At 64.2% G+C, this 26,190-nt stretch carries 23 protein-coding genes and 2 tRNA genes; 8 read left to right on the forward strand and 17 right to left on the reverse strand.

All coding sequences use genetic code 11. The features are described from left to right. Window positions 1-6: 6 nt before the first annotated feature. Window positions 7-999 (reverse strand): glycosyltransferase family 2 protein, encoded by a 993-nt coding sequence (locus CS1BSM3_RS02635; RefSeq protein WP_072385420.1) that lies wholly within the window; start codon window positions 997-999, stop codon window positions 7-9. Then, window positions 999-2,360, reverse strand: coding sequence for an oligosaccharide flippase family protein (locus CS1BSM3_RS02640; RefSeq protein ID WP_072385421.1), 1,362 nt, complete (start codon window positions 2,358-2,360; stop codon window positions 999-1,001). Before CS1BSM3_RS02640 ends, CS1BSM3_RS02635 begins: the two co-directional genes overlap by 1 nt. Window positions 2,361-2,781: 421 nt before the next feature. Between CS1BSM3_RS02640 and CS1BSM3_RS02645 the strand changes: the two genes are divergently transcribed. Then, window positions 2,782-4,050, forward strand: a complete 1,269-nt coding sequence (locus CS1BSM3_RS02645) for a glycosyltransferase (protein WP_083528180.1) — start codon at window positions 2,782-2,784, stop codon at window positions 4,048-4,050. Here CS1BSM3_RS02645 and CS1BSM3_RS02650 read toward each other — a convergent pair. From CS1BSM3_RS02650 to CS1BSM3_RS02660, 3 genes are all read right to left on the reverse strand, one after another. After that, window positions 3,946-5,715, reverse strand: a complete 1,770-nt coding sequence (locus CS1BSM3_RS02650) for an FAD-dependent oxidoreductase (protein ID WP_072385422.1) — start codon at window positions 5,713-5,715, stop codon at window positions 3,946-3,948. The two genes, CS1BSM3_RS02645 and CS1BSM3_RS02650, sit on opposite strands and share 105 nt — an antisense overlap. Window positions 5,716-5,904: 189 nt before the next feature. Beyond that, entirely contained in the window at window positions 5,905-7,224 is a 1,320-nt protein-coding gene (locus CS1BSM3_RS02655) for an exopolysaccharide biosynthesis polyprenyl glycosylphosphotransferase (RefSeq protein WP_174263608.1), read from the reverse strand. Window positions 7,225-7,674: 450 nt separating this feature from the next. Next, window positions 7,675-8,328, reverse strand: a complete 654-nt coding sequence (locus CS1BSM3_RS02660) for a GNAT family N-acetyltransferase (RefSeq protein WP_072385423.1) — start codon at window positions 8,326-8,328, stop codon at window positions 7,675-7,677. Window positions 8,329-8,755: 427 nt separating this feature from the next. Here CS1BSM3_RS02660 and CS1BSM3_RS02665 point away from each other — a divergent pair, with 427 nt between their 5' ends. Further along, window positions 8,756-10,303, forward strand: coding sequence for a UbiA family prenyltransferase (locus tag CS1BSM3_RS02665; RefSeq protein ID WP_083528182.1), 1,548 nt, complete (start codon window positions 8,756-8,758; stop codon window positions 10,301-10,303). Further along, complete coding sequence (locus tag CS1BSM3_RS02670; protein WP_244540405.1) at window positions 10,300-10,725, forward strand: GtrA family protein; 426 nt, start codon at window positions 10,300-10,302, stop codon at window positions 10,723-10,725. The genes CS1BSM3_RS02665 and CS1BSM3_RS02670 overlap by 4 nt, the downstream gene beginning before the upstream one ends. A gap of 211 nt (window positions 10,726-10,936) precedes the next feature. On the opposite strand, the gene CS1BSM3_RS02675 is transcribed toward CS1BSM3_RS02670, so the two are convergent. Further along, window positions 10,937-11,194: a GIY-YIG nuclease family protein gene (locus CS1BSM3_RS02675; RefSeq protein WP_072385424.1), complete on the reverse strand. Its 258-nt coding sequence runs from the start codon at window positions 11,192-11,194 to the stop codon at window positions 10,937-10,939. A 105-nt stretch (window positions 11,195-11,299) separates the two neighbouring features. Next, a tRNA-Ser gene (locus CS1BSM3_RS02680) sits at window positions 11,300-11,391 on the reverse strand. Between the two features lie 201 nt (window positions 11,392-11,592). On the opposite strand from CS1BSM3_RS02680, the gene CS1BSM3_RS02685 reads away from it, so the two are divergent. Further along, a tRNA-Gln gene (locus tag CS1BSM3_RS02685) sits at window positions 11,593-11,667 on the forward strand. Between the two features lie 19 nt (window positions 11,668-11,686). On the opposite strand, the gene CS1BSM3_RS02690 is transcribed toward CS1BSM3_RS02685, so the two are convergent. From CS1BSM3_RS02690 to CS1BSM3_RS02710, 5 genes are all read right to left on the reverse strand, one after another. Continuing rightward, window positions 11,687-12,013, reverse strand: coding sequence for a DMT family transporter (locus CS1BSM3_RS02690; protein WP_072385425.1), 327 nt, complete (start codon window positions 12,011-12,013; stop codon window positions 11,687-11,689). 121 nt (window positions 12,014-12,134) lie between these two features. Next, the gene (locus CS1BSM3_RS02695; RefSeq protein ID WP_072385426.1) at window positions 12,135-12,572 is read right to left on the reverse strand and encodes a universal stress protein; all 438 of its coding nucleotides are present in this window, start codon (window positions 12,570-12,572) and stop codon (window positions 12,135-12,137) included. 122 nt (window positions 12,573-12,694) lie between these two features. Beyond that, the gene (locus CS1BSM3_RS02700) at window positions 12,695-13,099 is read right to left on the reverse strand and encodes an RNA-binding S4 domain-containing protein (RefSeq protein WP_072385427.1); all 405 of its coding nucleotides are present in this window, start codon (window positions 13,097-13,099) and stop codon (window positions 12,695-12,697) included. Beyond that, window positions 13,096-16,494 (reverse strand): helicase-related protein, encoded by a 3,399-nt coding sequence (locus tag CS1BSM3_RS02705; RefSeq protein WP_072385428.1) that lies wholly within the window; start codon window positions 16,492-16,494, stop codon window positions 13,096-13,098. The genes CS1BSM3_RS02700 and CS1BSM3_RS02705 overlap by 4 nt, the downstream gene beginning before the upstream one ends. Window positions 16,495-16,727: 233 nt before the next feature. Further along, window positions 16,728-17,585: a DUF3108 domain-containing protein gene (locus CS1BSM3_RS02710; protein WP_072385429.1), complete on the reverse strand. Its 858-nt coding sequence runs from the start codon at window positions 17,583-17,585 to the stop codon at window positions 16,728-16,730. Between the two features lie 259 nt (window positions 17,586-17,844). Here CS1BSM3_RS02710 and CS1BSM3_RS02715 point away from each other — a divergent pair, with 259 nt between their 5' ends. After that, window positions 17,845-18,024, forward strand: a complete 180-nt coding sequence (locus CS1BSM3_RS02715; protein WP_072385430.1) for a hypothetical protein — start codon at window positions 17,845-17,847, stop codon at window positions 18,022-18,024. A gap of 97 nt (window positions 18,025-18,121) precedes the next feature. Here CS1BSM3_RS02715 and CS1BSM3_RS02720 read toward each other — a convergent pair whose 3' ends face one another. Genes CS1BSM3_RS02720 through CS1BSM3_RS02730 form a run of 3 tightly spaced genes read right to left on the reverse strand, consistent with a single transcriptional unit; the run spans window position 18,122 to window position 19,852 of the window. Then, a complete protein-coding gene (locus CS1BSM3_RS02720; protein ID WP_072385431.1) occupies window positions 18,122-18,898 on the reverse strand; it encodes a sulfite exporter TauE/SafE family protein in 777 nt (258 codons plus the stop codon). Window positions 18,899-18,902: 4 nt separating this feature from the next. Then, the gene (locus CS1BSM3_RS02725; protein WP_072385432.1) at window positions 18,903-19,265 is read right to left on the reverse strand and encodes a DMT family protein; all 363 of its coding nucleotides are present in this window, start codon (window positions 19,263-19,265) and stop codon (window positions 18,903-18,905) included. 59 nt (window positions 19,266-19,324) lie between these two features. After that, window positions 19,325-19,852, reverse strand: a complete 528-nt coding sequence (locus tag CS1BSM3_RS02730) for an FxsA family protein (RefSeq protein WP_174263609.1) — start codon at window positions 19,850-19,852, stop codon at window positions 19,325-19,327. Between the two features lie 251 nt (window positions 19,853-20,103). Here CS1BSM3_RS02730 and CS1BSM3_RS02735 point away from each other — a divergent pair, with 251 nt between their 5' ends. The 3 genes from CS1BSM3_RS02735 (at window position 20,104) to CS1BSM3_RS02745 (ending at window position 22,912) form a co-directional block, all read left to right on the forward strand. Beyond that, window positions 20,104-20,847 (forward strand): Tim44/TimA family putative adaptor protein, encoded by a 744-nt coding sequence (locus CS1BSM3_RS02735; RefSeq protein ID WP_072385434.1) that lies wholly within the window; start codon window positions 20,104-20,106, stop codon window positions 20,845-20,847. 221 nt (window positions 20,848-21,068) lie between these two features. Further along, window positions 21,069-22,250 (forward strand): murein transglycosylase A, encoded by a 1,182-nt coding sequence (locus tag CS1BSM3_RS02740; protein WP_072385435.1) that lies wholly within the window; start codon window positions 21,069-21,071, stop codon window positions 22,248-22,250. Next, window positions 22,247-22,912 (forward strand): Smr/MutS family protein, encoded by a 666-nt coding sequence (locus CS1BSM3_RS02745; protein WP_072385436.1) that lies wholly within the window; start codon window positions 22,247-22,249, stop codon window positions 22,910-22,912. The genes CS1BSM3_RS02740 and CS1BSM3_RS02745 overlap by 4 nt, the downstream gene beginning before the upstream one ends. Window positions 22,913-22,932: 20 nt before the next feature. Here CS1BSM3_RS02745 and prpB read toward each other — a convergent pair whose 3' ends face one another. Next, a complete protein-coding gene (prpB, locus tag CS1BSM3_RS02750) occupies window positions 22,933-23,808 on the reverse strand; it encodes a methylisocitrate lyase (RefSeq protein WP_083528230.1) in 876 nt (291 codons plus the stop codon). A 63-nt stretch (window positions 23,809-23,871) separates the two neighbouring features. Beyond that, window positions 23,872-26,145: a hypothetical protein gene (locus tag CS1BSM3_RS02755; RefSeq protein WP_072385438.1), complete on the reverse strand. Its 2,274-nt coding sequence runs from the start codon at window positions 26,143-26,145 to the stop codon at window positions 23,872-23,874. Between the last annotated feature and the right edge of the window lie 45 nt (window positions 26,146-26,190).

Below are 26,190 nucleotides of genomic sequence, written 5' to 3' on the forward strand. Positions count from 1 at the left end.
ACACAGCTATTTGTATTCAATGAGCGGCTGATCGCGGCCGCGCAGGCGGGCATACGCGAACTTGCCGATCCCGACAGCCTCGGCAAACTTGCCGAGAACAACGAACGCCCCATAGAGAAATCGGTCGGCCCCTTGGTGCTTCTGCCGGAGACCGATCCTGGCGGCCTGCAGCGGGTAGATGACGGCAGCAGCGGCGGCAGGTGGGTAGGCCAGCGCTGCGGCCGCTATGGCCACGGGAAGGGCAGCGCCCCAGATCAGCGCACTCTTGACGTTCCGCTGGGAATGCCGATCGGGGCCGGCGCCATGAAGGTGGCGGAGCGAGGCGTAGGCAAATCCCGATCGCACAGCCCGGCGCCACCACTGGCGAAAGCGCAGAATGTTGGCGTCGTGGACGGTCATCTCAGCGGCGAGCCGCCAGATTTTCCAACCGGCGCGCCGCAGCCTCGCGCACAGTTCCGGCTCCTCCCCCGCGATCATCTGCTCGGTAAAGCCGGCAACCTCGCTGAAGGCCTCCCGCCGGACGAGGAAGTCCCCCCCTGATTCACGCGTCTCGCCGACCGGCGTATCCCACTCCATGTCGCACAACTTGTTGTAGATCGAGCGCTGCGGGAACCTCTCGCGCCGGCGGCCGCAGACGAGCGCCACATCCGGATGGCTTTCGAGAAAGGCTGCCGCCACGTCGATCCAGCCGCGATCGAGCTCGCAATCGCCATCGATGAATTGCACGAAGTCGACCGCCGGATCGCGCTTCAGGAGCGTAGCAAAACCGGCGTTGCGCGCGCGGGCCGCAGTGAATGGCGTGCTCATGTCCAAGCTCTCGGTCGCCGCGCCCATGGCTTCAGCGGCCTCAACGCTGCGGTCCGTCGAGCCGGAGTCGACATAGACGATCGTATCCGCTCGACCAGAGACAGACCTCAGAGCCGCGATCAGCCGCTCGCCCTCGTTGCGACCAATGAGAACGACCCCGATCCGCGTCGCGTTTTCGGGCAGGGCGGACATCAGCTCGGCCTCCCGAGCAGCCAGCCGAACTCCAAGGGAACCGTCGAGAAGGCCGTACCGAAGCCTGCGACCAATCTGAGCCAGGAAAACAAAGCAACGAGAGCGACGAAGAGCAGGCTCGCAATCAGATCTTGCCTGATGAACGAGAAGTTTTCTCGTTTCTGCCCCACGGCGAGAGCCAGGTAACGACCGACCTCACTGCCGGAAACGACCATGACAATCCCGACCATTCCGACAGCCTGGAATGCCAAGGGCAGGAAAACGACGTAGTAGATCAGCTTTATGATGTTACCGATCATATTGTAGGCGGGCTTGCCGAAGCCGAGAAGGACGTACTCGTTGATCGAGCACAGAATGGCGAGCCACACGCCGCAGAGCAGGATCGGCAGCATCCACGCAGCATCGTGATACCGGGCATCGTAGATCAAGGCGACAACGACATCGGCAAATGAGACGCAAAATGCGATGATCGATGCGGCCGCCAATAGGAATGCGAAGCGCACGCGGGCTACCTTCGATCGCGCATCGGATCTCGCCAGGCTCTGGTTCGCCGAGACGATCGGGAAGATTACCGAATAGCCGATGCGTGCGACCATGGCCGCAGGGAGGTCGGAGAGGCCGCGCGCCAGCCCGTAGATGCCGACGAGGGCGAGCGGTGCGACCTTGCCGATGTACAACCGGTCAAAGCTTGCGCACAAAAATATGACAATCGACGACAGGAATATCCAGCGCCCGAACTGAAGTATCTCGCGCGCATACTCGCTGCTGAACTGCAGCTTGTTGGGCTCCTCGGCGATCAAGTGCGTCAGCAGCGTGCGCATGGCCTGAGATACGATCGCCGCGATCAGCAGGGACGTAACCGTCGGGCTCAAGAGGGCAGCGGTGATGGCTATGCTTGCACCAATGGCATCCACGCCGACCTCAAACAAACTCATGCGCGCAATCTGCATGTTGCGATGCATGAGAAAAAGGGACGTGGAGGCTAGCGCCCCGACGACAAGGATGCCGGCGCTCAACTCGAACGCTAGGACCGGCACATTGTAGAGCCCTGCGATCCACACGGCGGATGCGAACACCAGCACGGACTGGGCCACGCCTCGGAGGATCTGCAGCACCCATATGGTGTTGAGAAAGCGGGCAGTGCCGCCGGACTTGTTTTGTACGACGTTCTGGGCCAGGCCGATGTCGGAAGAGAGCTCAATGCCCTGGCGGACCGTGTTTACGATGAGGAGGACACCGAGGGTCTCGGGCGTGAGCAGCCGGGACAGGACAACATTCGACCCGAACCGGAGCACGATAGACGCAGCGTACGTTGCCGCGGTCCAGAATGTAGCGCGGACTATTTTGGCGTTCGTGTTCACTTATTGCATCTCAAGTCCGAGGCGCTTCGCCGGTCGCGCAGCGGGCGCGCCTTCTGCTCGGGACCTGAGCATTGTGGCAAGCGCTCCACCGGGGAGCTGCCCTGCTGCCCAACCGAATGTCCGAAGCTTTGTCCGTGGCTTTGTGCAGGATATGTACCATTGAAAGCTGACAGTGTGGCTGCGCGCCCCAAGAAACCATCGTCGTGTCGATTGCCCGCGTTGTATTGACGGTAGTAACCTCGACGGCAAGATGCAGACCTCCGGTCAAGCATCAGACTGAAGATTCCTTGCCAGCCGGTGGAGAATTATTCATATTCCCCAGTGTGCGCCATGACGCAACCGACCTCTTAACATTCTGGATAAGCTAGAAATTCATGCGCTGCCTTTGCGGATGTCTGCTGTCCCGATGACGGTAGGAAGAATGAAGGTCGGGTATCTCATGAACACCTACCCGGTGGTCACGGGAACCTTTATTCGTCGCGAGATCCACGCCCTCGAGGCGCAGGGCGTGGAAGTGCAGCGCTATGCCGTGCGGCGGTGGCCGGAAGCGCTCGTGGACGAGCAGGACAAAGCCGAGCAGGCCCGCACACGCTACATCCTCTCCGGCCGGTTACCGGGCCTGCTCGCCGACTTCTTCGTCGAGCTCGCGACCAATCCGCGAGGCATGCTGCGCGCAACCGGCACGTGGTTCCGGCTGGTACGCAACGCACGACGTAGTGTCATCCGCCATACGGCCTACTTGCTCGAGGCCGCGTCGCTCAAGCGCCAGGCGGCCCGCGACTCTGTCGACCACCTCCACGCACACTTCTCGACCAATGCTACTGCGGTCGCGCTGCTGGCTGAGCGACTGGGCGGCCCAAGCTTCAGCTTCACCGCCCACGGCCCCGATGAATTCGACAACTGGAGCGACAATTCACTCGCCGAAAAGGTCGCCGGCGCACGCTTCGTTGTTGCGATCTCCAACTTCTGCCGCGTGCAATTGGCGCGTGCTGCGGGCATGTCGGCGTGGAACAAGCTGCACGTCGTGCGCTGCGGCCTCGAATTGCGGGAATTCGAGGCAAGCGAAGCGCCGTTTGAAGGCAACTCGACGTTCGTCTGCGTCGGGCGCCTCTGTCCGCAAAAGGCGCAGAGCCTGATCGTCGAAGCCACAAGCCGCGTCGTCGCCCTCCACCCTCAAACGAAAGTCGTCCTGATCGGCGATGGGGAATCGCGGAGCGAGATCGAGGCTCAGATCGCCCGCCTCAACCTGAAAGAGCACGTCACGCTCTTGGGCTGGCGGAGCAACGCGGACGTGCGCCGCGCCGTCGGAAGTGCCTGCGCGCTCTTGCTGCCGAGTTTTGCGGAGGGCCTGCCTGTTGCGATCATGGAGGCCTACGCTCTTGCGCGCCCGGTGATCACCACGTTCATCGCGGGCATCCCGGAGCTGGTCGACAGCAACTCCGGCTGGATCATCCCGTCGGGTTCAGTCGAGCACATTGCCAATGCGATGATCGCGGCACTCGAAGCCCCGGCAAATGAGCTCGCCGAGATGGGCCAAGAGGGCCGTCGGCGCGTCATCGAAGCTCACGACATCGACCGCAACGCATCAATGTTGCGCGAGCTGTTTGGACAGGAGGTTCTCGGCGCCGAAGCTCGCGCTATCGCGACCGCCGATGCCAATCTCCGAAATGACGGCCTTCTTATCCGATGAGCTGCGCGTGAGTTGCAGCTTGCCTTGAAGGTGCTCTGCGAGCCGGAGCGTGAGCGCCACGATCGTCAGTGTGGGATTAGCCTGGCTCGACGTCGGGAATGTCGCGGCGCTGGCGATATAGAGGTTGTCCACGCCGTGGACGCGGCAATTGCGGTCGACCACGCTCGATCTCGGGTCGTCGCCCATTCGAGCCGTGCCAACATGATGCCCGCCATAGGCGCCGTAGCGCGTCATTTCCGCTTCGATCGTCCCAGGATCATACGAAAGCGTACCGGCACCCGAAGACTTGAGGTCACTCGCGAGCAGCTCGACGGACTTCGCGACAGTCGCCACATCTTGCGGCGAGTAGCGCCAATCGACGTGGATCCGCGGAATGCCAAGCGCGTCCGTCTCATTGCCGAGCCCGATACGGCTCTCGGGATTCGGAACCTGCTCGGCATGGAAGTCGAGACTGAACAGATTGGCCTTCGTCTTCACGACCAGCGAGGGGATTTTACGCCTCGCGAGAAAGCGCCCGGTCACCATGCGATAGGCAAACCGCACAGCAGACTGCGGATCAAGCATCACATTGGTGAAGTGATGCGCATAGTGGCCAAGCGACGCGCCGTCAGATCCTGCAACGCGGATCCTGTACTCCCACGGCAGCAGCCGGCTCCCGAGAAAAACCAGCGACAACGCTGCCGTGCGATGCGCCGGATCGCCGATCTGCGGATGATGGAGGCGGGCAACGAAATTACCGATCCGGTGCTGACGCTGAGCCTCGGAAAGAAGCGCAAAACGCCGGCGGCAGTATGTGCCATCATCGGCGACGTCGTAGTCGTGCCAGACTGCCGAGGTGGGGCGATCGATCTTGATCCGCCCAATGGTCCCCGCGATATGGCACATGTAGTATCGGCCCACGACGCCATGCTGATTGCCGATCCCATCGGGATGCAGCGTGCGATTGGCGAGCAGTAGTCGCGCCACCTCGAGGCCGCCGGCGGCGAGAACGAAAGCGCGCGCCCGCACCGTCACGCTCCTGCCGCGCAGACTGCGCAGCGTGAGTCGGCTCAGCGTTCGGCCGGAGTCGTCGGAGCTGAATTGCGTCGCCGTCGCGTGCAACAGAACGCGGACATTGCGCGCCGCTTCGAGTTCCGGGCCATAGCGCTCCGCGAAATTGCTGGGCTTGCTGAAGCGCTCGATGCAATCGGTGGAAAACGCGCTGCTCTCGAAACCCGCGATCATGGGCTTCATCGGGCGGCCGAAGGCCTCGTCGATCTGATAAGCGAACGCGCCGGCTTCGCAGAGACGGTTGGCCTCGCGGTAGTAGGGGAGCAACTCGTCGAGCGTGATCGGCCATCCGCTGTGCGCGACGTAGCTGCGTTTCTCGAAGTCGATCGCATCGAAGGGAACGCATCGCCCGCCCCAGAGCGTCGTGCTGCCGCCGAGCTGGCTGCAGCGAAAACGATCGGTCGGCGCGTGCAGTGTCGGATCGGCGACGCTACCGGCGTACAGATCCTGGACATCGTCCTCGTGCCGGCGGCCGCCCGACTCGACGACGAGCACGTCCAGGCCGCGGTTCATGAGCTTGAGAGCAAGCGCGATGCCGGCCGCACCCGCACCGACGATGCAGAGGTCCGCGCTCAACTCCTGCCCATCGGCGAGATCTGCGATGTCGAGAATCACAGGATCGGCTCTCCTATCGCAGATCGTTTCGACCGGGAGCGCGGAATGACCTCACGCGCCGCACAGTGCAGCAAGGGCTGAACCTCGGATGATCAATCCCCCGCGGGACGACCATGAGAGAGCCAAAATGCTTACAAATCTGCTTAGATCAAGGCTCGTCGCCACCCCGCCTCGACTGCTCGACGAGAACTAGTGCGCACCCCGAAGAACGGCGCCGAATGTCCGCACGACGATCTCCAGGTCCAGCCAAATGGACCAGTTGTCGATGTAGTAGAGATCGTAATCCATGCGCTTCTTGACATCCTCCGGCGTCTTGGTCTCGCCGCGATAGCCGTTGACCTGGGCCCAGCCGGTGATGCCCGGCAGAACGCGCCGCCGCCTCGAGAAGAGATCAAAGTTGTCCTCGAAGCGCTCCTCATGCACGAGAGCATGGGGCCTCGGTCCGACGATCGACATCTCCCCGAGCAGCACATTGATGAGCTGGGGAAGCTCGTCGATGCTGGTCGCACGAAGGAACCTTCCGACCCGCGTCACGCGCGGATCATTTTGCATTGCCTGGATCACCCGCTCGCCGTCCTCAGCAACCGTCATCGTGCGGAACTTGAAGATGCGGAACACGCTGTTGTTGCGCCCGTATCGCCTCTGGCGGAAGAACACGGGGCCGGAGCTGTCGAGTTTGATGACAAGCGCCACGAGCAGGAGCAGCGGCGCCAGAAGCGCGAGACCGATCGCTGCCGCAGCAACGTCGAACAAGCGCTTCTCGAGCCGGTAACGTTCCGAGGTCGGCACCGGGCTCACGACGTCGGCGCGGCGCGTGCCGATGACGGTCGAGCCGTGGATCGGTACCGGGGACGACAGGAGGTCGGTGCAGAGCAGGATCTCGGGCGCATAGGGTGCCAGACGGCGCAAGGCCCTGCGAATACGGTCTTTTTCGCCTGCCGGCAGGGCAATGGCCACCTTCCCGAACGAGCCTGCCTGCATGGCAGCCAGGAGCCGGCGGATCGCCTCCTGGTCGGCGGCGTCATCCGAGTTGCTGTCCGACAGGAAGTATCCATCGACGATCACGTAGGGCATTGCCTTGTCGAACTCGCCCTTCAGCGCCTCGACGCATTCCCGCGTGCCGAGGACACCGATGTGGCGGCTGAGATACCCACGGGCCGCCAATTGATGCAGGCCGCGCGCGAAAGCCCAGCGCACGACAATCAGCGCGCCTGCGCTCATGACGAACCAGATCAGGAACCAGCCGCGAGAGTACGCCTCGGTGATCTTCAGCAAGTACATGGCGCCGAGCAATGCCATGAAGGCAATGGCCAGACCGGCCCAGATGCGGCCGAAGCCAATGGTGGGGCCCGTAAGCGCATCGATGCTTTGCAGGCCGAGCTGCTTGTAGCAGTAGTGCAGCGCGATCGCGAAAAGGACGGCCGGCACAAGATATGGAAAAGACTCGTGCGGCTGTCCGAGAGCAAGATCCAGGTAGAGGATCTTTGCAGCGCCGCCGGCGAGAATCACGACCGCTGATTGGCACAGCGCCAAAAGCTGAAGGCAGTAGCGCTCCAAAGCAGGAGCAGGAATAGATCCAAGTATTTTTGCGAAGACGCTAGCGCGTGACGCGACTAGCGCACCTCCCGAAATCGACTGCCGCATATGGAACGCTCACAAACGCAAAAACCAAACCCGGCCTGCGCAACAGCGGCAGAGCTCCCCAGCCCCACGGTTGCATAAGCGATAGAGAGCATAAGCATAAAATTCACGCCAGGAAAGCGCTAAAGTGTAAAAGACTTAGTCCAAGTTTATTAATGTTTAACGACTGCTGACCCTGCTATCGCCACTTTCGATCCAACGGCCTGGGAAGCGGCACCCGGCGGCAACAGTCCGGGCAATTTTCCATCTGCGTCCGTAGAGGCGCGCACACGACAGAGACTTCACCACCGTCCCAGTCAAATGCGGCAACGAAGCTTTCTAGGGCAGGCCGCGCGTCATGGTAATCATGCCCGGAGCCTGCAATATAGCCGCGAATGCCGGGTCGCGACGCTCCCTTTCAATACGAAAGCCCGCGCGCTCATAGGTTGCGACAGCCGCGCAGTTGCCGATGTAGGTCGAGATCTGCGCTTTCTTGAGTGTGCGCCTCGCGCCTGCCGCAAGTATTGCCTGCATGAGATGACCGCCGATGCCGCGCCTTCGGTAGGCTCCATCCACCGCTACCCACTCAATAACCCAGACGCCAGGCCGCGTTTCAGGAAAGCACCTGTGAAGGGCCTCGATACGCGACATCACATTGACAAGCTCATCTTCGTCGTGGCCGAGCCCACCATGAGCATCGGAGAGGGCAGCACCCAGCGGGAACAAGTCAGGCTCGGCGGGATCGAACCCTGCGAGCGCGCCAGCCGGGGTTCCATCGACTTCCGCGACCAGAAACTTCGTGAAGTGGCAATTGCAGACGAGATCGCTCAGCGTCATCCATTCAAGGATGTCGAGGATCTCTGCATCATCGAGTCCGAGCGCGACATCGAAGGGGCCAAACTCCAGGTGTGATCGCGACGCCGCCAGAATGGCCCGGGCAAGAAACGGCGAATGATCTGGGGTGGCTCGGACGACAGATACCTTCGCGGGCACCAAAAAGCTCCTCTTTGGGAATTATTTCTTATTCGGCTGCCGGCCGCCGACATCGGCCCTGCCAATCAGATCAAGGCCAGAGTTTTGACCGAGCGTGTCCCGAGCCGCCGGCAGAAGATCAAAGTGGTTAATACGTTCGTAGACATATCCTATTGCTTTACTTAACTGCGAAATGACAGCAGGCTCTCATCCATTTCGTGGGCAAAGCAGCAAGTCCACAGATACGGAACTTTAGTATAAGTGTAGGTATCAGTAACTATCAAGCGCAAGAAACCAGTACGGGGGAATCGGCAACCACTGACGCGGTCACGTCGACGCTCCCCGTTCTGGGCACCGGCTGTGCCAGGCGCTTGGTGCCCCGTGACAAGGGCTGACCGAGGAGGCGGAGGCCACCTCTCGAAGCACGAAAACAGGCGAACATACAGATATGATGCGCCGTCCATCCGCTGACCCACGCCCGCAATCCGATCACGCGCCAAGCCTCGCATGGGTGAACGTCGGCAATAGCAACGTGCCTGCCGACCAGCAGGACATCGGGGAGAGCGCACTTCGGGCCGTCCCGCTTCTGATCGACCTGGAGCAAGCGTTGCTGCGGACCGATCCGCTCGCCGAGGCGGCGCTCGCCTATGTCGCGGCCAATCCTCTGCGTATTGCCTATCCGTTGGCCGGATGGGCTTGGCGGGGCCGTGCGACGATCGAAAAGAACCTCCTCGAGGCCGTGGAGCCTGATCCCGAGCTGATGCCGGTCAGCGAGGAGATCATCGAGCTCGCCGCTGCAGCCAAGCGCGAGGGCCGCCAGGTCTTCCTCGTAACGAACAAGGATGAGCTGCTCGCAAGAGAGCTCTGCCTGCGCATCCCACACTTTACCGACGTCATTTGCTGCAGCGGCGCCAAGACCGACAACCCTAAGTCCACCGTGATCGTGGAGCGCTTTCCCGACGGCTACGACTATGTGGGCGGCAGAGCTACGGACCCCGAAATATGGCGCAACGCGCGGGAAGCCCTCGTCGTGGCGCCTACCAAAGCCGTCCTGCAGTCGATCGAGGCGCACGACAAGCCGACGACCGTCATCCCAAGACGCTCTCGCCTCTCGGCGCTGATCAAGGCCTCGCGACTGCACCAGCTCGCCAAGAATGCACTCATATTCGTGCCTGCAGTTTTGAGCGGCACGATCGTCGATCCCGCGAAGCTGATCAGTTGCCTGCTCGCCTTTTTGGCCCTCGGACTTGTGGCGGTCGGAACCTATCTGATCAACGACATGCTCGACATCGCGCATGATCGGCGCCATTGGTCGAAGCGCTTTCGACCGATCGCGTCCGGCGATCTTCCTATAGGTACTGCACTTGCGGCCGCCCTTGCTTCGATCGCAGGAGGCTTCGCAATCGCCAGCACCGTCGGTATCGGCGTCTTGGCGGGGCTTGGAGCTTATCTGGTTCTCACGCTGGCGTACTCGGTGCACCTCAAGCGCGTGCCGATACTCGATGTGACGGTGCTCGCTACGCTCTTCACGCTCCGCCTTGCGATCGGAATTGCCGCTGCTGGTGTCTTTGCATCGCCGTGGCTTCTGGTTTTCTCCATGGCACTGTTCACGTCGCTCTCCATTGCCAAGCGCAATACCGAGATCCAGAGGACCGCGATCAAGGGCGAGACCGAGGTTGCCGGTCGCGGCTACGTCACGGCCGACGCGCCTCTCGTGCTTGGGCTCGGACTGGCGACGGGCACCGCATCCGTCGTCATTCTGGTTCTCTTTCTCATCTTCGATGCTCTCGAGCGGGACATCTACACCAACCCGCACTGGCTCTGGCTGTTCCCGATCATCATCTTCCTCTGGCTCGGGCGGATCTGGCTCGTCAGTCAGCGCGGCGAACTGAATGACGATCCCGTCGCATTCGCGATCAAGGACCGCCAAAGCCTCGCGCTTGGTGCCGTAATGGCAGCGGCATTCATCCTCGCGTGGCTTGGAGTACCGCTGTGAGCGCCCCTGAAGCGCGCTTCGTCATCACGAATATGCCCCAGACGGCCCGATTTCTCGTGGCCGGCGGCTCGGCGGCCCTGCTCAACTGGCTCGTGCGTTTTCCGCTATCACTCGTCATGCCGTTCCCGGCCGCGGTGACGATCGCGAACATCATCGGCATGGTGTTCGGCTTCGTGGCCTATCGCCATTTCGTATTTCCCGGCTCGAAGAGGCTGCTCGCTCACCAGTTGCGCGATTTCATCGTCGTCAACCTGTTCAGCATGGCGGTGGTCGTCGCGGTGTCGGTCGCCTTTGCCGACTATGTGCTTCCATCGATCGGCTTCCACTGGCAGGTCGAAGCCATATCCCACGCGATCGGCATCGGCGCGGGGGCCGTGAGCAATTTCTTCGGACACAGGCAGTTCAGCTTCGCCCGGGACTGAGCAAAACGCGTCCCCGCTGCTCGGGACTGCAGATCGATGGCGGAAAAGGGGTGCAGAGGCACTTAGCTGGCGGAGCGTTCGGGACGAAGTTCGAACGCGGAGCCATGCGGGCAGAGTTGGTGTGGCGGCTGCCCGCAAACAAAAATGGCGGGCTGTGCGGGAACCGGATGAGAACTACGCGCACGCCATAGCCCCCTAAATTCCGCTTTGATCAATCCGTTCGAACGTCTCTCCTGACGAGCCTTTTGAGAGCGATGGCTTTCCCGGAACCGGATTTGAAATAGGTTTCAAGCTCCCGCGCGTGTTCTTCCGTCTCCACAGCGACATAGGATTTCAGCACAGCTGGCAAATGCGCTTTGGTTGAGAGAACCCGTCCGGTCTGATGTGAGGCGAAGCGTCGTGTCAGATCGTTGGTGGAGCCGACGTAAATGTCGCCATTCCTCAACTGAAGGAAATAAACGTACCACATGGTGTCGCCAGTCTCCCTGCGCTGCTGCGCAGCTTCGGGAGATCACCCTACGCCCAATCCATGTTCTCGCCTGGCCTGCCACCCGAAGCCCTAAAGGGCGTAGGGTGGCGGAGGCGAGAGGATTCGAACCTCCGGTACCCGTTTCCGAGTACAACGATTTAGCAAACCGCCGCCTTAAGCCACTCGGCCACGCCTCCGTGGCCCAGAGCTATAAGCAAGCCCTCCGGCGATATCAAGCATCGGTTCTGGATGGTCCCCCACAGCGGTCGCGCCAATCCCGCGACATCGGGTTGCGGGGCCGGACCTGACCGCGTATGTTCCGCCGCGCTTTGCCGCAATGCACCGGGATCGTCCCGGCCCGCGCGCTGAGCGCGAGGCTGCTGCCCAAAGCGGCCTGATGGGGCGTAGCCAAGTGGTAAGGCAGCGGATTTTGATTCCGCCATGCGGAGGTTCGAACCCTCCCGCCCCAGCCAATTGCCTCCGTGCAGCCTGCTAAGCCGTGTGCGTCGAAAGCTTGAGGCCGACAGCACCGACGGCGATCATGGTAATGAACAGCATCTGTACCGGCGACAGCGTCTGGCGCAGGAACAGCCAGCCGGCGAGCGCGATCAGCGCGATCCCCGAGCCTGCCCAGATGGCGTAGGTGACGCCCACGGGAATGCGCGTCAGCACGATCGAGAGGCCGATGAAGCAACCGCCGAAGATCGCCAGCGAGGCGAAGCCGTAGAGCGGCTTTGCAAAGCCTTCCGACTTATTGAGCAGCAACGTCGCGGTCACTTCCGCAAGAATACACGCGGCGAGCAGCATCCAAGGATTCATGTTTCCTACCCCTCTCGGCCCGGATCCATCTCCGGCTCGCGGGACCTAACGCGCTTACGTGTCGGCCCGCAAGCGGCAGGAGAGCCGCACGGCTCCCCTAAGAGGCGGAATAAGTTAAGGATCAGCGGCAGATGAGCACTGGGACCGTGCTTTGCGTGACGACCTTGTTGGCCTGGCTGCCCAGCAGGAGACGCTGAACGCCGCTGCGGCCATGAGAGGCCATGACGATCAGATCCGAGCCCTCTTTCTTGGCGGTCTCGATGATGCCCTCGGCCGGGAACTCATCCTTCACGTAACGCTTCTCGCACGGGACGCCCGCGGCCTCCGCGCGCTTGGCCACCGCGGCGAGGATCGCCGAGGCATTAACCTCGCAGGCCTTCTCGTACTCGTCGATCGGGAAGGACGCCCCGACCTCGCCGGTCACGAACGCCGTCCAAGGATCCGAGACGGTCACGATCGTGACCTTGGCTCCCAGCGCCTTGGCGAGTGCGAGGCCGTGTGTCACGCCCTTGTCGGCAAGTTCGGAGCCGTCTGTCGCAATCAGAAGGTTCTTGTACATATCAATCCTCTCGCGCTCTGTGGGCGTCGGGTCACGAGGCCACATGGGGCCACAGCACCAGTGCTACCGCCTCGTCCATGATCCTTCCGACCAAGCCACGCCTTGATCACCATCAAGGGCGCTCAGTCCGGCTCGGTGAGCCGGTCGATCTGGCGGCGATCGCGCTTGGTCGGGCGGCCGGCGCCGCTCGGGCGCTCGCCACCGGTCGGCTGAGACGCCGTCGCAGTCATCGGCGGCGAACGATCCTCATAGAGGGCCTGAGCCTCGGGTGCAGGACCACGCCGTGAACCAAGCGCCTTCACCTCGAGCACCCGGACGCGCGGACCAACAGCGACGGTAAGCACGTCACCGACGCGCACACTCTGGCTCGGCTTGATCGTGCGCTCGCGGTTGATGCGAACCTTGCCCTCCTCGACGAGGCCCGCTGCGAGCGTACGCGACTTCACGACACGCGCGAACCACAGCCACTTGTCCAGGCGGAGTTGACCGCCTTGTGGACTGCTGCCCTCGCCGTCGTCTGTCGTCATGAGGAGCCCGTCTCGTTGCCCCGCTTTTCGAGTTGCAGCTTCAGTGCGCTCAAGGCCGCGAACGGCGAATCCGGATCGACGGTCGTGCGCTTCGGCGGTGCGGCCGAACGCATATAGCCTTGCGAGCGCTCCTCGCGCGGTGGGCGACGATCGTCACGCCGGTCATCCCGCCGGCCTTCGCCATGGCCCTTGCCGCCGCCATGACGGCGCTCGCGATCCTCACGCGGCCTCTGCTCACGCTGCTGGTCCGGGCGGCCCTCGCGACGCTCGCCATCGCGATTACGCGGCGGCCCGCCGCGCTGATGGCGGTCCCGACGTCCACCGTCGCGCCGCTCCTCGCCCTGCGCTGGCGCGGGTGCAGCCTCGCCACTGGCTTGAGCTGCCGGTGCAGGTGTGCCCGGACGATCCGATTGGCGATCGGGCTGGCGACCGCCCTCGCGCCGTCCGTCGCGGCCCCCGTCACGCCCATGGCGGCGATTGCGATCACCATGGCGCTCGCCCTGGCGCTGCCGGCCGTCCACGGCGCGATGATCGCCGCGATGGCGCCGGCGCGGGCGCCAGATCTCGATGAGGATCTCTTCAGCAGTCGCAGGTGCTGCCTCGGCGGCGGCTTCGGCTGTTACAGCAGGGGCTGCCTCAGCCGCGTCCGCAGGCGCGGCCTCTGCGCTCGCCTCGGCAGGAGCATCGGCCGCTTCGGGAGCCGCAGCAGGTGCCTCGACCTCGCGCGCAGAAGGCTCTTCGGACGGCGCAGTCTCGGCCGCAGCGGTCGCGGGCGCCGGCGTCGCCTCACTGGCCTCCACCGCGGCACTGTCCGCTTCGGAAATGGCCCCGTCCTCGGCTCCTGCATCCGCGGGCGCCGTTGCCTCGCCTTCGGCACCGGCCTCGGGTGTCGGCTCAGCCTGCGCGACCGGCGTGATCGGGGCCGGATCGATCATCGTCTTCGGTGCCGGGCGCCGATCCACGTGGAAGCCGAGCGCGCGCAGAACGCCACCCAACTCCTCCGCCGAGCAACCGAGGATCGACAGCATCTCCGGCACAACGACGAAGCCGCCATCGCCCGTTGCGCCCTTGGGACGCGCACCACCACCGGTCCCCGGCTTCCAGGCAATGAGCGGGCGGATCTGATCCGCGAGGCGCTCGAGGATGTCCGTGCGCACAGCCCGCTGGCCGCAGAGATGGTAGCCCGTCGCGCGATAGAAGGCAGCGGGCAGCGCCGGATCGGCAGGGATCGACGTCCGCCCAGCCTTTGGCGGCTCGGGCAGCGTATCGAGCGCGAGGTTGTTCTCGCTCGCGTGCTTGAGCGCCCACAGCACGAGCCGCAGCTCGCCAGCCGCCGGCTTGAGCAGCAGCGGCAGGTAGATGTTGAATGCGCCGAAACGCACGCCGTACTTGCGGAGCTGCCCGCGGGCAGCCTGATCGAGCGCGCGAATATCGTCCGCGACCGTCTGGCGCTCGAGAATGCCGAGCCCTTCCTTGAGGCGGAAGGCAATGCCGCGCGCCATGCCGGAAAGATCTTCGGCCGTCGAAAGCTCGATGAGCGGCTTCAGACGCTCGCCGATGATCTCGCCCATCCAGGTATCGAGCCGGGTCTGCACCCGCTCCTTGTCGGGGCCGGTGAGATTGTCGTCGGCGAGCAGCACGACCTGCGGCTTCAGCGGATCCTCGCCGGGCTCGAGCCGTGCAATCTCCTCGTCGCGCCAGAGCACACGCCCGTGGCGCGTGAGGCGGAACGCATCTGTCCGCGCGGAGGCGACGCGGCGCGCGCGCATGGCGAATTCCTTCACCAGCACGTGAGCCGCGGCATTGCGCGCGGTCTTGCCATGGATGCCCTGCGCCTCGGCGTTGGCATCGGGCGAGAAGCGGAAGCCCTTGAGCCGCCCGACGTAGTGGTTCTCGACCGTGATCGCGCCATCCGCAGCGATGTCGGCGTTCATCTCGTCCTTGTCGCGCAGGCCCTTCATGAGCGCGCTCGTGCGCTTGTCGATGAAGCGCTGCGTGAGCTGCTCGTGGAGCGCGTCCGAGAGCGCGTCCTCGATGGCGCGCGTGCGCTCCTGCCAATGGGCCGGGTCCTCGAGCCAGTCGGCGCGGTTGGCAACGAACGTCCAGGTGCGGATGTGGGCGATGCGCGTCGCAAGTGTGTCGATATCGCCATCCGTGCGGTCATTGAGCGCGACCTGATTGGAGAACCAGTCGGTCGGGATGCGCTCGAGGGGCGACATGAGGAACTTGTAGAGCGTCGCGACGAGATCGGCGTGGCTCTGCGAGGAGATCTTGCGATAGTCGGGCACCTGGCAGACTTCCCAGAGCCGACCGACGGCCGCCGGTCCCAACGCCTTCGCGCGCACCTCCGCATCGGCGCTGACGGTCTCGAGCGCGAGGACGTCGTCGGCCATACGCGCGCGCTGCAGGCGCACCTCACGCGGCGCCTCGCGGAGGCTGTCGCGCAGCCGCTCGAGGGTCGCGAGATCGATATCGCGGTTTCGCCACTGGAGAACTTTGACGCTGTCGAATGAATGCGTCTCGAGCCGGTCGATGACGTCCGCCGAGAAGGGCTCGGCATCGCCGGTGACGCCGAACGTACCGTCGTTCATGTAACGGCCTGCGCGGCCGGCAATCTGCGAGAGCTCACCGGGCGTGAGGTCACGATGGTTCTGGCCGTCGAACTTCCGCGTCGCCGAGAAGGCCACGTGATCGACATCGAGATTGAGGCCCATGCCGATCGCATCGGTCGCGACGAGATAGTCGACATCACCCGACTGGTAGAGCGCGACCTGGGCATTGCGCGTGCGCGGCGAGAGCGCTCCGAGTACGACCGCAGCGCCACCGATCTGGCGCCGGATCAGTTCCGCGATCGCATAGACCTCGTTCGCCGAGAAGGCGACGATCGCGGTGCGCTTCGGCAGGCGCGTGAGCTTCTTCTGGCCGGCATAGGTGAGCTTGGAGAGGCGCGGGCGCGAGATGAAGTTCGCCCCCGGGATCAGGTCGCTGATCGCCTCGCGCATGGTGCCGGCGCCGAGCAGCAGCGTCTCGGAGTGGCCGCGGGCGTGCAGCAGCCGGTCCGTGAAGACATGACCCCGCTCGGGATCGGCGGCGAGCTGCACCTCGTCGATGGCCAGGAAGTCCACCTCGACGTCGCGCGGCATGGCCTCGACGGTCGAGACCCAGTAGCGCGGCCGCTCCGGCTTGATCTTTTCCTCGCCGGTAATCAGCGCCACGTTGCCGGCGCCCACGCGGGTCACGATCCGATCGTAAACCTCGCGCGCCAACAACCGCAGCGGCAGGCCGATCATTCCGCTTTCATGGCCGAGCATGCGCTCGATTGCGAGATGGGTCTTGCCTGTGTTGGTCGGTCCAAGGACGGCCGTCACGTTACGGATGCGGGTCTCAAGCGGCATATCCACTCCTGGGGAACATTCCCGTGCCACGGGCAGGCATCGCAGAGCGGTGTTCGGCAATCAAGCGGTGAATTCGGCATAGGACCGAAATATTCCCGCCCTATGGTGGCGCGGGAACGGGCTGACCCGACGCCGAACAGGCCGGCTGCGACCAGCCGACCCGGCCGCGCGCTTCCAGCATTCCAATTGCCGATCAGGGCACCGACGGTCCTGACAGAAGGCTCACGACACGCTCAGTTCACGAGCGCGATCTGCTCGCGATGCGTCCGAATGGTCAGGCTCTGCGCCACGAGCTCCGCCGAGCCGGCGAAGGTTGGCACGGTAATGCGGTGAGGCACGAAGAGATCGGCCCCCGGAACGGCGCGAAAGGCGACCTCGATGCCGAGATTGCGCTTCAGCTCCTGAGCTTTCTCGTCGTCCACATGGCCGGAGATGGGCACGACGCGAACCCGGCAGAGGGTCAGCATCTCGGGCGCGGCGGTCGGCTTACCCTCCGCGATGGGAACCTCGCCCTTGGGCAGGAACGCGAGATCGAACCGAGCCTTGCCGTCGAACACCGCAACACGCTGGTTGCAGGGATTGCCGTCCTTGGGGCGGCTCAGCGACAGGACCGCGCTCAGCGGATCGAGCACGCCGCGCATGTGCGCCGGCTGGACCGGAACCGTGCCCGGCGGATCGGGCATCGGAGGATTGAAGTTGATGGTCGTCACGGCGCCGCTGCCGAAAGACATGCGAATGGAGCCGGCCTTGGAGGCACCGCGGAAATCGAAGTTATAACCGGCGGGGCGAGGCCCATTGCCCGCAAGCGCACCCGAAACGCGCGTGGCCCCATTCCAACGCACGAAACCGAGCAGCGCCGAGATATCGGCATTGGCCGAGATGGCATAGGTGCGCTCGTGCACGCTCGAATTGAACGTGAACTGCCCCACCTCGAAGCCGTTGAACTGGATGCGGTAGTTGGCCTGGACCTCGGCCGGCCAGGGTTCGGCGGCGTGTGCCGGGGGCGCGAGCGAAATGCTCGAAATGGCCGCAATGCCGAGCGCGGTGCAGATCGGCCCTCGTACTGACTTCCACGCAACCCAAGCGGCCATTGACGCTGCCCCGCGACTAAATCCACTGAACCGAACGACGCTAACGCACACACCACGGAGAGATATGAGGTAGGCGCCGTTTACGTCGAATATGTGTCGTGGTTAACGGTGCCACCATTTGATTAACAACCCATTCCAAACTGAACCATCCTCGGTCATGGTATGGTGACCTCCCCGCACTGCAGGGCACGAAACACCGTTATCCGTTGCGAAGTGTCCCTCCTGCATCGGGGGCGACGACCGACCACAAGGGCTCGCCATGCGCCTCAATCCTCCGTCACTCCCCGTTTTCCTGATCGCGCTGGTGCTGGCGACCCTCGCGATGCTCATGAAGACGGGGTTCGTCGCCATCCCGCGCTATCTGCCCCATCAGGAATATTGGCTGGCGATCAGCGCCTATTTCGTGCTGCTGATCGGCAACATCGCGAAGGGCTTATAGGGCGGGGAATGGATCATCGATCGCCAAACGCCCGAGGCGCGCGGATGTTCCCTTTTGATGCCGAAGTTCGCTTGTGGCGAGTTTCTCGGCCACCTCACTAGAGCGCCGACAGGATCGCGCCGGCCCCTGAAAGCACGAGCAGCAGCAGTACCGCAGCGCGAAACGCGCCTTGCGTGAGAAAGCGCGAGAGCCTGAGGCCCAGGAGCGTGCCGACATAGACGACCGGCGCGAGGCCGAGCGACAGCGACCACACGCCCTCGCCCATGCCCGCCCAGAACGTGTTGAGACCGGTCACGAAGAGATAGCAGAGACCGAAGAACGAGACGGCCAGGGCGCGGGCATTCGCATGCGGCAGCGGCGTATGCGAGAGGTGCAGCATGAGCGGCGGCCCCGGCATCACGAGCAGCGCGGTCATGGCACCCGATGCGGCACCCGTTAGGTAGGCGAGAGGCGACGACGCTTCGCCCTCTGCGCTCGCAGCGCCGGCCGACTGCTCCGGCGGCCTGCGCGCGAACCAGCCCGCCTCGCGCGCGATCAACAGCGACGTGAACACGAGGATCAGCACGCCGACGGCAAGCTTGAGCCCATTGACGTCGAGCCGCATGAAGGCGAGGAGCCCGAGCGGGCTGCCGACGAGGGCGCCGGCCACGAGCGCCTTGAATGCGCCCATCGGTACGAGCGCCCAGACGCCCCTCAGCATCATCACCGTCTGCACGAGATGAATGACGACGAGCACCTGCAACGCCGCGTGCGAATTCATCGCCACGAGGAACAGCGGCGCGGCAATGATGGCGAAGCCGAAACCGGTCGCCGCCTGCACCACGGCACCACCAAGCGTCCCCAGCGCCAGCAGCGCCAATGCGCTCGCGTCCATGGAGTCAGCCCTTACCGCCGATGAAAACGAACGCAGCGCCCGCGGCGATCAGCGCGAAGCCGACGAGGTGGTTCCAGCCGAGCGATTCCTTGAGGACCACGACGGCAAAACCGGCGAAGACGATGAGGGTGATGACCTCCTGAATGGTCTTGAGCTGCGCGGCTGAATAGACCGCATATCCATAGCGGTTTGCGGGTACGGCAAGGCAGTACTCGACGAACGCGATTCCCCACGAGACCAGGATCACCACGATCAAGGGCTTGGATCTGTAGTTCAGGTGCCCGTACCAGGCGAGCGTCATGAAGACGTTCGACATCACGAGCAGAACAATCGGCAGGACGTACGCAAGGGGCCCCGCAGTCGGCATGGCGTTTCTTCTCCGGCTCGTCAGAAGGCCGGCTCAGCGCCGGCACTGGATGGGGGTGATCAGCTTTTATCGCTCGGACGATCCTTGTTGCGCGGATCGACCGTGCGCTCGTCGAGGCGCTCGAAATCGCCTTCGATGACGGGGCCGCCATTCTCGACGCCACGGCTACCGCTCCCGGGTCTGCGCTCTTGGCGGCTCTCGCGCTCGAACACTTCCACATGCACGTCAGCCCCGCCGAACATGCCCGCAACGAGGCGTCTCGCCACGAAATGCCGGACAGGCGGGATGAGCAGCAGCAATCCCATGGTGTCGGTGATCAGACCCGGCAGGATCAGGAAGAAACCGGCCATGACCATCATGGCACCGTCCATCATGGCACCGACAGGGGGCTCGCCGCGCATCATGGCTTCCTGCGTGCGCATCATGGTCGTGAAACCCTGACGCTGAAGGATGCCCGCACCGAGGATGGCCGTGCCGACCACCACCACGAGCGTCAGCCAGACGCCCACCAATTGTCCGAATTTGACGAGCAGGGCGATCTCGATGAGCGGCAGTACGGTCAGCAGCGCGAACAGTACCAGGCGCATGGGCAGATCCTTGCTGGCCATTGGGCCGCGAATAGCCGGAAATACGGCCGTCATTGGGCGTCGCATTCCGGTTGGCTTCACCTCATGAATGCCGTAAGTTCGTTGAGAATACCAGCGGCGGCGGTCCCGTACGGTCGTTGAGCGCCCTGCATTAGTGCAGGTAGAGGCCTGGACCCGAGACTTGGTTACTCCTACATCATATGGCGGTGGCCCCCGCAGGCGAGGCCTATCGATGGAAAGCGGCTGACGTTATGGACGGCAAGATCGATATCTTCACCATCATGTTTCTGGTGCTGGCGGTGGTGATCATCCTGAAGCTCAGGAGCGTGCTGGGACGGCGGACGGGCGACGACGAGGCTCGGATCGATCGCAACCGGGCACTGGAGCGCGCGCGAGCTGCCGGTAAGAGCACCACGGACGACAAGGTCGTCGCACTCCCGCGCCGCGATCGCCCCGAGCAGGGCGGCGAGGCAACGGCGGCAGCGAGCGCTGCAGCCGCGGCGGCCGAGGAACGCGTGCGCACCTTTGCGGGCGGCGACAGCAATCTCGAGGAGGGATTGCTCTCGATCGTGCGTGCCGACCGCAGCTTCGACCCCGATGGCTTCCTCAAGGGCGCCCGCCAAGCCTACGAGATGATCGTCACGGCCTTTGCCGAAGGCAACCGCAAGGCACTCCGCTCGCTGCTGAGCAAGGAGGTCTTCGACGGCTTTTCCGGCGCGATCAGCGACCGCGAGGCGCGCGGCGAGATCATCGACCAGAGTTTCGTCGGCATCAACAAGGCCGACCTGCTCGAGGCCGAGCTGAAGAACGGCACGGCTCACGTGACTGTGAAGTTCGTGAGCGAGCTCATCTCCGCGACCCGCGACCGCGCGGGTGCGGTCATCTCGGGCGACGCGAAGAAGATCAAGGAAGTGGTGGATATCTGGACGTTCGCGCGCGAGGTCGCCTCGCGCGATCCGAACTGGCGTCTGATCGCCACGCAGGCGCCGAGCTGAAGGGCTCACTCTTCTGAGTTGTAAGGCCGTGCGCCGCGTGGGGAGTGACCGCCGAGTGCGGGAGTAGAGGTGCGAGGGGGCTCGTGCATCAGCCGGACGAATGTGCCGTGCTGGCCGGCGCCTCCCGGAGACGCCGCCGTCGCGCGGTCCACGCGTTGTGCGCCACCGGGCTCGGCGCATGTCTCGGCTCGGATTCAGCTTGGTGGAATGGGAGCGCCGAAGTGCCGCGCGGAGCGCCAGTCAGCTCGACCGCAACAGCCACAACAAGCTTCGAGCCCGTAGCCTTCGCCGATCTCCCCGGCTGGGAGACGGACGATCATCTCGCACCATTCAGGGCCTTCCGCGTCTCCTGTCCGCGCCTCAAGGCCGCCGCGCGCGCCGGGAACGGGGCCGGCACCATCGCCATTCCGACCCAACTGCTGGCCGCCTGCGATGCCGCCGCTGCACTCCCCGAGCCGGTGACGCGCGCCGCCGCCCGCGCCTTCTTCGAGCGCGAGTTCACGCCCCATCGCGTTGTCCACCCGGCTAAGCAAGGCCTCCTGACCGGCTACTACGAGCCCGTGCTCGAAGGCTCGCGCACGAAGGACGAGAAATTCGCAACACCGATCTACCGACGCCCGCCTGATCTCGTGAATCTAGTGCATGAGGCCGAGCGCGGCGCCAAGGCCAACCAGCTCACGCACGCCCGCAAGATCGCAACGGGCACCGAGCCCTATGCGACACGCACAGAGATCGAAGCGGGCGCGCTCAAGGGCCAGAACCTCGAGCTTCTCTACCTCGCCGATCCGGTCGATACCTTCTTCATGCACATCCAGGGCTCCGGCCGCATCCGTCTCACGGACGGATCAACGGTCCGCGTGCACTACGACGGCAAGAACGGGCACCCTTACACCTCCATCGGCCGCTATCTGATCGATACCGGGATGCTGGCCGCCGACAAGATCACCATGGGGGCACTCGGGCGCTGGCTGCGCGCTGATCCCGATCGCGGCCGCCACGTCATGCACCAGAATGCCTCGTTCGTTTTCTTCCGCGAGCTTCAGGGCGAGGAAGCCAGCGGCCCACTCGGCGTGCTCTCGATCCCGCTGGTTGCGGGCCGCAGCCTCGCCGTTGATGCCGGAACGCACGCGATCGGCACGCCAGTCTATGTGTCCTCGCCCGCGCTCACGCACGCCTCGCGAACGAAGAAGGAGGGCGGCTTCCACCGGCTCATGATCGCGCATGATGTCGGCTCGGCCATCCGCGGTCCCGAGCGCGGCGACATCTACTTCGGCTCCGGCGACAAAGCCGGCAGACTCGCCGGCATCACCAAGCATCCGGGCCATTTCTTCGTGCTGTTGCCGCGCGCGCCAGAGACGATCGAAGCCGGGGCCAAAGCCCGCTCGCGACAGGCGGCGCAATGACCAAGCGGCCACGCGACGGCCGGACGGCGGACACCGGCCCGGACACGAGCCGCCCTACCAAAAAGCCCTCACTCCCCGACGACCTCGCGCTCTGGCATCACACCGCGCGTTCGATAACGCCCCTGAAAAAGGCCAAGGCGCGCGTACCTGAGGTCGGCGCCCCGGGCGAAGCAAAGCCCAAGCCTCAGCCTACTCCTGTCGGGACGACGGCACCCAAAGTACAGCCGCAAGCGCACGCCCCGAAGACACCGCCCCCTGCGCCGCGTGCCGCGCTACCGAAGGCACCGCCGCCCCTCGTTCCCATCGAGCGCCGAAAGCATCGCCGCATTGCCCGCGGTCATGTGGAGATCGACGCGCGCCTCGACCTTCATGGCCTCCGGCAAGCCGACGCCGAGCGGCGCCTGCGCACATTCCTGCTCCGCGCGCGCGCCGACGGCCTGCGCACCGTCCTCATCATCACCGGCAAGGGCACCGAGCGCGACACCGACGATCATCATGCCGCAATGGAGCGCAGCGCCCGCGGCGTCCTTCGCCGCAGTGTGCCCCTATGGCTCGAAGCGCCGGAGCTGCGGGATTGCGTCGCCGGCATCGCGCCGGCGCATATCCGTCACGGGGGCAGCGGCGCGCTCTACATTCACCTGCGCAAAGTGCGCACGCGCTGAGGCGCGGATCAGCCCGGCTGCTAATCCGGCTGTTCTGGCACGATGCTCCGCACGATGGACGCGTCCAGCGCCTCGTACTCGTGATAGCCGATCACCTCGTAGAGACGCTTCCTCGTCTGCATCCTGTCGAGCTGCGGCGCCGTCGTGCCGTCGCGCGCCAGCTCCGTAAAGAACGCCTCCATGGCGTGCGCAGCAATGCGCAGCGATGACACCGGCCAGATGACGATGCTGACGCCCGCCGCTTGGAGCGTCGCGGCATCGATCAGTGGTGTGCGACCGAATTCCGTCATGTTGATCATGGTCGGCACCGGCACGGCCGATGCGAAGGCCTGGATCTGCTCGAGGCTCGTCAGTGCATCGGGGAACACGACATCGGCACCCGCCGCCGCATAGGCCCGCGCACGTGCGATCGCACCCTGCAGGCCTTCCGAAGCGGCCGCATCCGTGCGCGCGATGATCGTGAGATGCCGTCGCGCCTTGCGTGCGGCCGCGACCTTGGCGGCCATCTGGTCGGTCGGGACGAGAGTCTTGTCATTGAGGTGGCCGCACTTCTTCGGCAGCACCTGATCCTCGATGTGAACGGCCGCAGCGCCCGCATCCTCGAGCTCACGCACGAGACGCATGGCATTGAGCGCCTCGCCATACCCGGTGTCGCCATCGACGATCAGCGGCAGGCCCGTCGCCCGCGCAATCGACCGGACGGTGCCAGTCAGCTCCTCCATGGTGAGCACGCCGAGATCGGGCAGACCCCGGCTTGCCGTCACTGCCGCGCCGGAGACGTAGAGCACATCGAAGCCGGCATCCCGCGCAATGAGGCCGGCCATGGCGTCGTGCGCGCCCGGCGCCCGCAGAATGCTGCCGCCCCCGGCAAGACGCTGCCGGAGCTTCTCGCCCATTCGCTCTGCCGTGCCGCCATGCGGCTCGAGCCACGTCGTCATGCCTCGTCTCCCGGTTTGCCCTTAGGGGCGATACTCGGAGACGGAATAAATTACAATCGGCTCCTCGATGAGCTTTGCCGGGATCTGGCGCGTCGCGACGAGCTGCGGGTTGTGCGGCGGCGGCGTCTTGCCTCTGGGCGGCGCCATCCAGAAATTGCGCTTCGGCGTCTTGTCGAGCCCGATCGGGTAGATCGTCACCTTGTCGGGCTCGAACTTCATGCGCAGGAAATTGCGGTAGTCGCCGATGCGGAGCGCCGCAAAGGCATCCTCCGTGTGCATGCGCATGAGACAGCCGGCGAGCACCCAGTAGATCCCCCACAGGAAGGCGCCGATGAACCCGCCGATGAAGATCATCTCGATCGGGTACATCACGAAGCCCACGATCTGGCGGATCTCCTTGTAGGGCAGCCCACCGCCCTCTTCGGCCTGAGTGACCGTCTCCGTGATGGGCCGAAGCGGCGGCAGCTCCTTGTCACGCGGAAGAGGTATTGGGCGACCGGTGCGGCGCGAGATGTCCTCGCGCTCGATGATCTGGCGCTGCTCGATCGCCTGGCGCGTGATCGGCTCCAAGGTCTCGGTAATGACGTCGCGCACGATATTGGGTTGCTGCGCGCGATCCTGCCAGATCTTGTCGACCTGGGTTTTGATGGTCGGCGTGATCTCGTTGTGGAAGAGCACGAACGCGAGGCCGAGCGAGAACATCGCGAACGTGTGCGCCAGAAAGTGCGCGCTACCGACGAAGATTTTGACGAAATAGTGCTTCCATCGCGGTCGCTCGACGGAGTCGACGTAGGAGCACAGCAGGATCCAAAGACCACCCATCATCGCGACGAGCGAGATCGAGACCAGCAGAGCCTGGATCAGATAGAGCGGCATATAGGCGATGAGGCCCCAGTAGGTCTCCGGCTTCACGACATCGATCTGGCCGTTCGAAATGTTGTGCTGTCCGGCAACGGAATAGAACTGCCAGGTGATCATCCAGTAGATGAAGCCGATGCCGACCCCGAAGAAGTAGTTCGTGAAGGGGAAGAACAGGCCCTTGAGGCTGAGAAAGAAGCTCGTCGTCTTGCTCGGATAGACCTTGGCCGTGCGCTGTTGGGCACGCCGGCGGCGCGCTTCCCGACGCGACGGCTGCTCGGGCTCGGCCTCCGTCGTTTCGGAGGTTTCCGCATTGGGCGTGTTGTTCTTGAGGCGCAGGTCGTGGCGCTCGGCCGTCATGCCGGCTTCGGGCGCGAACTTCGTCTCGAGGCCCTCGGCCGCCTGCGCCGTCGGATTGGGCCAGGTGATGGAGATCTCGTTCTTCAGTGTGTGGGTCGGATGCAGGAAGGACCCGCCGCCACCCGCCGTGAAGAGATGCACGTCGATGCCCGGCGCGTAGTAGCGGTTGTAGTGGTGCCAGTCGCCGGCAATGACGGCGCAGATGTTGACGCCGCGCCGGCGCGCGATCGACGTGATCTTGAAGAAGTTGGTGTCCTCGTCGAAACCCTGATCATCGGCGATCATCCAGGTCGGCTCGGCAAGGCAGATGATGAGGTTGTCGCCCGGTCCCATCAGGCCCGCGATGGCCTCGAAGTAGTTGACCTGCGAGATATCGAGGTACTGTGAGAACTGGATGTCGCAACCCCAGATCCACCAGCGATACGGCAGCTCGATCGCCCAATAGCTGCGGTGCTGCTTGCACTGCCAGCCGCCGATCTTGTTCCCGTTCTGCTGGGACATGCGATCGCGCGCCGAGCAGAACAGGCTGTCGAACGCGGAGAGGCCGTCGTACCAGTCGTGATTGCCCGGGATCGCGAACAGCTTCCGTTCGGGCGCGGGTACGTTGTAGGCCCAGTCGTACGGCGTCTGCAGGCGAGCCTTGTACTCCTCGCGCGTCGCCTGCGGATAGCACTGGTCGCCGCCCATGATGAGGATGGAGCCGGCCGTCAGCGGCTCCTCGACACCGTCGATCTTGATATGGGGCTGCGCGAGGAGGTAGGCCGTCGTGTAGGTCGGCTCGAAGCCGTCGCCGATGTCGGCGATGTAGTCGATCCAGAAGGCGCCGTTCTCGCCGAGCGCGACGCGCCGCTCCGGATCCTCGCTGCGGATGTCGGAATAGTTGTAGCGGTTGATGATCGTCTCGATCGGCGCGACGTCCGTCGCCGCCTGGATGAGGCGCTGGTCGGCATACTGCCCGAAGACCGACGAGATGATCGTGCGCATGCCGACACGCGCAAGAAGGCGCGGCTCGTACCAGCCGACGAGACCGGGCATCTCGCCGCTGTTGAGCTTCTCAATCGGAGACTTTTCAGCCATCCCACCCCCCGACGAAACAGGCACATGAACGCGTCGAGCGGCCGG

Source organism: Hyphomicrobium sp. CS1BSMeth3, assembly GCF_900117415.1.
In the GTDB taxonomy this organism is placed as follows: domain Bacteria; phylum Pseudomonadota; class Alphaproteobacteria; order Rhizobiales; family Hyphomicrobiaceae.

What these genes read in the sequence shown, in the direction of transcription:
- CS1BSM3_RS02635 (WP_072385420.1), bottom strand. Translation starts at nt 999, where the DNA reads ATGTCCGCCCTGCCCGAAAACGCGACGCGGATCGGGGTCGTTCTCATT.
- CS1BSM3_RS02645 (WP_083528180.1), top strand. Translation starts at nt 2,782, where the DNA reads ATGAAGGTCGGGTATCTCATGAACACCTACCCGGTGGTCACGGGAACC.
- CS1BSM3_RS02665 (WP_083528182.1), top strand. Translation starts at nt 8,756, where the DNA reads ATGATGCGCCGTCCATCCGCTGACCCACGCCCGCAATCCGATCACGCG.
- CS1BSM3_RS02675 (WP_072385424.1), bottom strand. Translation starts at nt 11,194, where the DNA reads ATGTGGTACGTTTATTTCCTTCAGTTGAGGAATGGCGACATTTACGTC.
- CS1BSM3_RS02690 (WP_072385425.1), bottom strand. Translation starts at nt 12,013, where the DNA reads ATGAATCCTTGGATGCTGCTCGCCGCGTGTATTCTTGCGGAAGTGACC.
- CS1BSM3_RS02695 (WP_072385426.1), bottom strand. Translation starts at nt 12,572, where the DNA reads ATGTACAAGAACCTTCTGATTGCGACAGACGGCTCCGAACTTGCCGAC.
- CS1BSM3_RS02700 (WP_072385427.1), bottom strand. Translation starts at nt 13,099, where the DNA reads ATGACGACAGACGACGGCGAGGGCAGCAGTCCACAAGGCGGTCAACTC.
- CS1BSM3_RS02705 (WP_072385428.1), bottom strand. Translation starts at nt 16,494, where the DNA reads ATGCCGCTTGAGACCCGCATCCGTAACGTGACGGCCGTCCTTGGACCG.
- CS1BSM3_RS02710 (WP_072385429.1), bottom strand. Translation starts at nt 17,585, where the DNA reads ATGGCCGCTTGGGTTGCGTGGAAGTCAGTACGAGGGCCGATCTGCACC.
- CS1BSM3_RS02715 (WP_072385430.1), top strand. Translation starts at nt 17,845, where the DNA reads ATGCGCCTCAATCCTCCGTCACTCCCCGTTTTCCTGATCGCGCTGGTG.
- CS1BSM3_RS02720 (WP_072385431.1), bottom strand. Translation starts at nt 18,898, where the DNA reads ATGGACGCGAGCGCATTGGCGCTGCTGGCGCTGGGGACGCTTGGTGGT.
- CS1BSM3_RS02725 (WP_072385432.1), bottom strand. Translation starts at nt 19,265, where the DNA reads ATGCCGACTGCGGGGCCCCTTGCGTACGTCCTGCCGATTGTTCTGCTC.
- CS1BSM3_RS02730 (WP_174263609.1), bottom strand. Translation starts at nt 19,852, where the DNA reads ATGCGCCTGGTACTGTTCGCGCTGCTGACCGTACTGCCGCTCATCGAG.
- CS1BSM3_RS02735 (WP_072385434.1), top strand. Translation starts at nt 20,104, where the DNA reads ATGGACGGCAAGATCGATATCTTCACCATCATGTTTCTGGTGCTGGCG.
- CS1BSM3_RS02745 (WP_072385436.1), top strand. Translation starts at nt 22,247, where the DNA reads ATGACCAAGCGGCCACGCGACGGCCGGACGGCGGACACCGGCCCGGAC.
- prpB (WP_083528230.1), bottom strand. Translation starts at nt 23,808, where the DNA reads ATGGGCGAGAAGCTCCGGCAGCGTCTTGCCGGGGGCGGCAGCATTCTG.
- CS1BSM3_RS02755 (WP_072385438.1), bottom strand. Translation starts at nt 26,145, where the DNA reads ATGGCTGAAAAGTCTCCGATTGAGAAGCTCAACAGCGGCGAGATGCCC.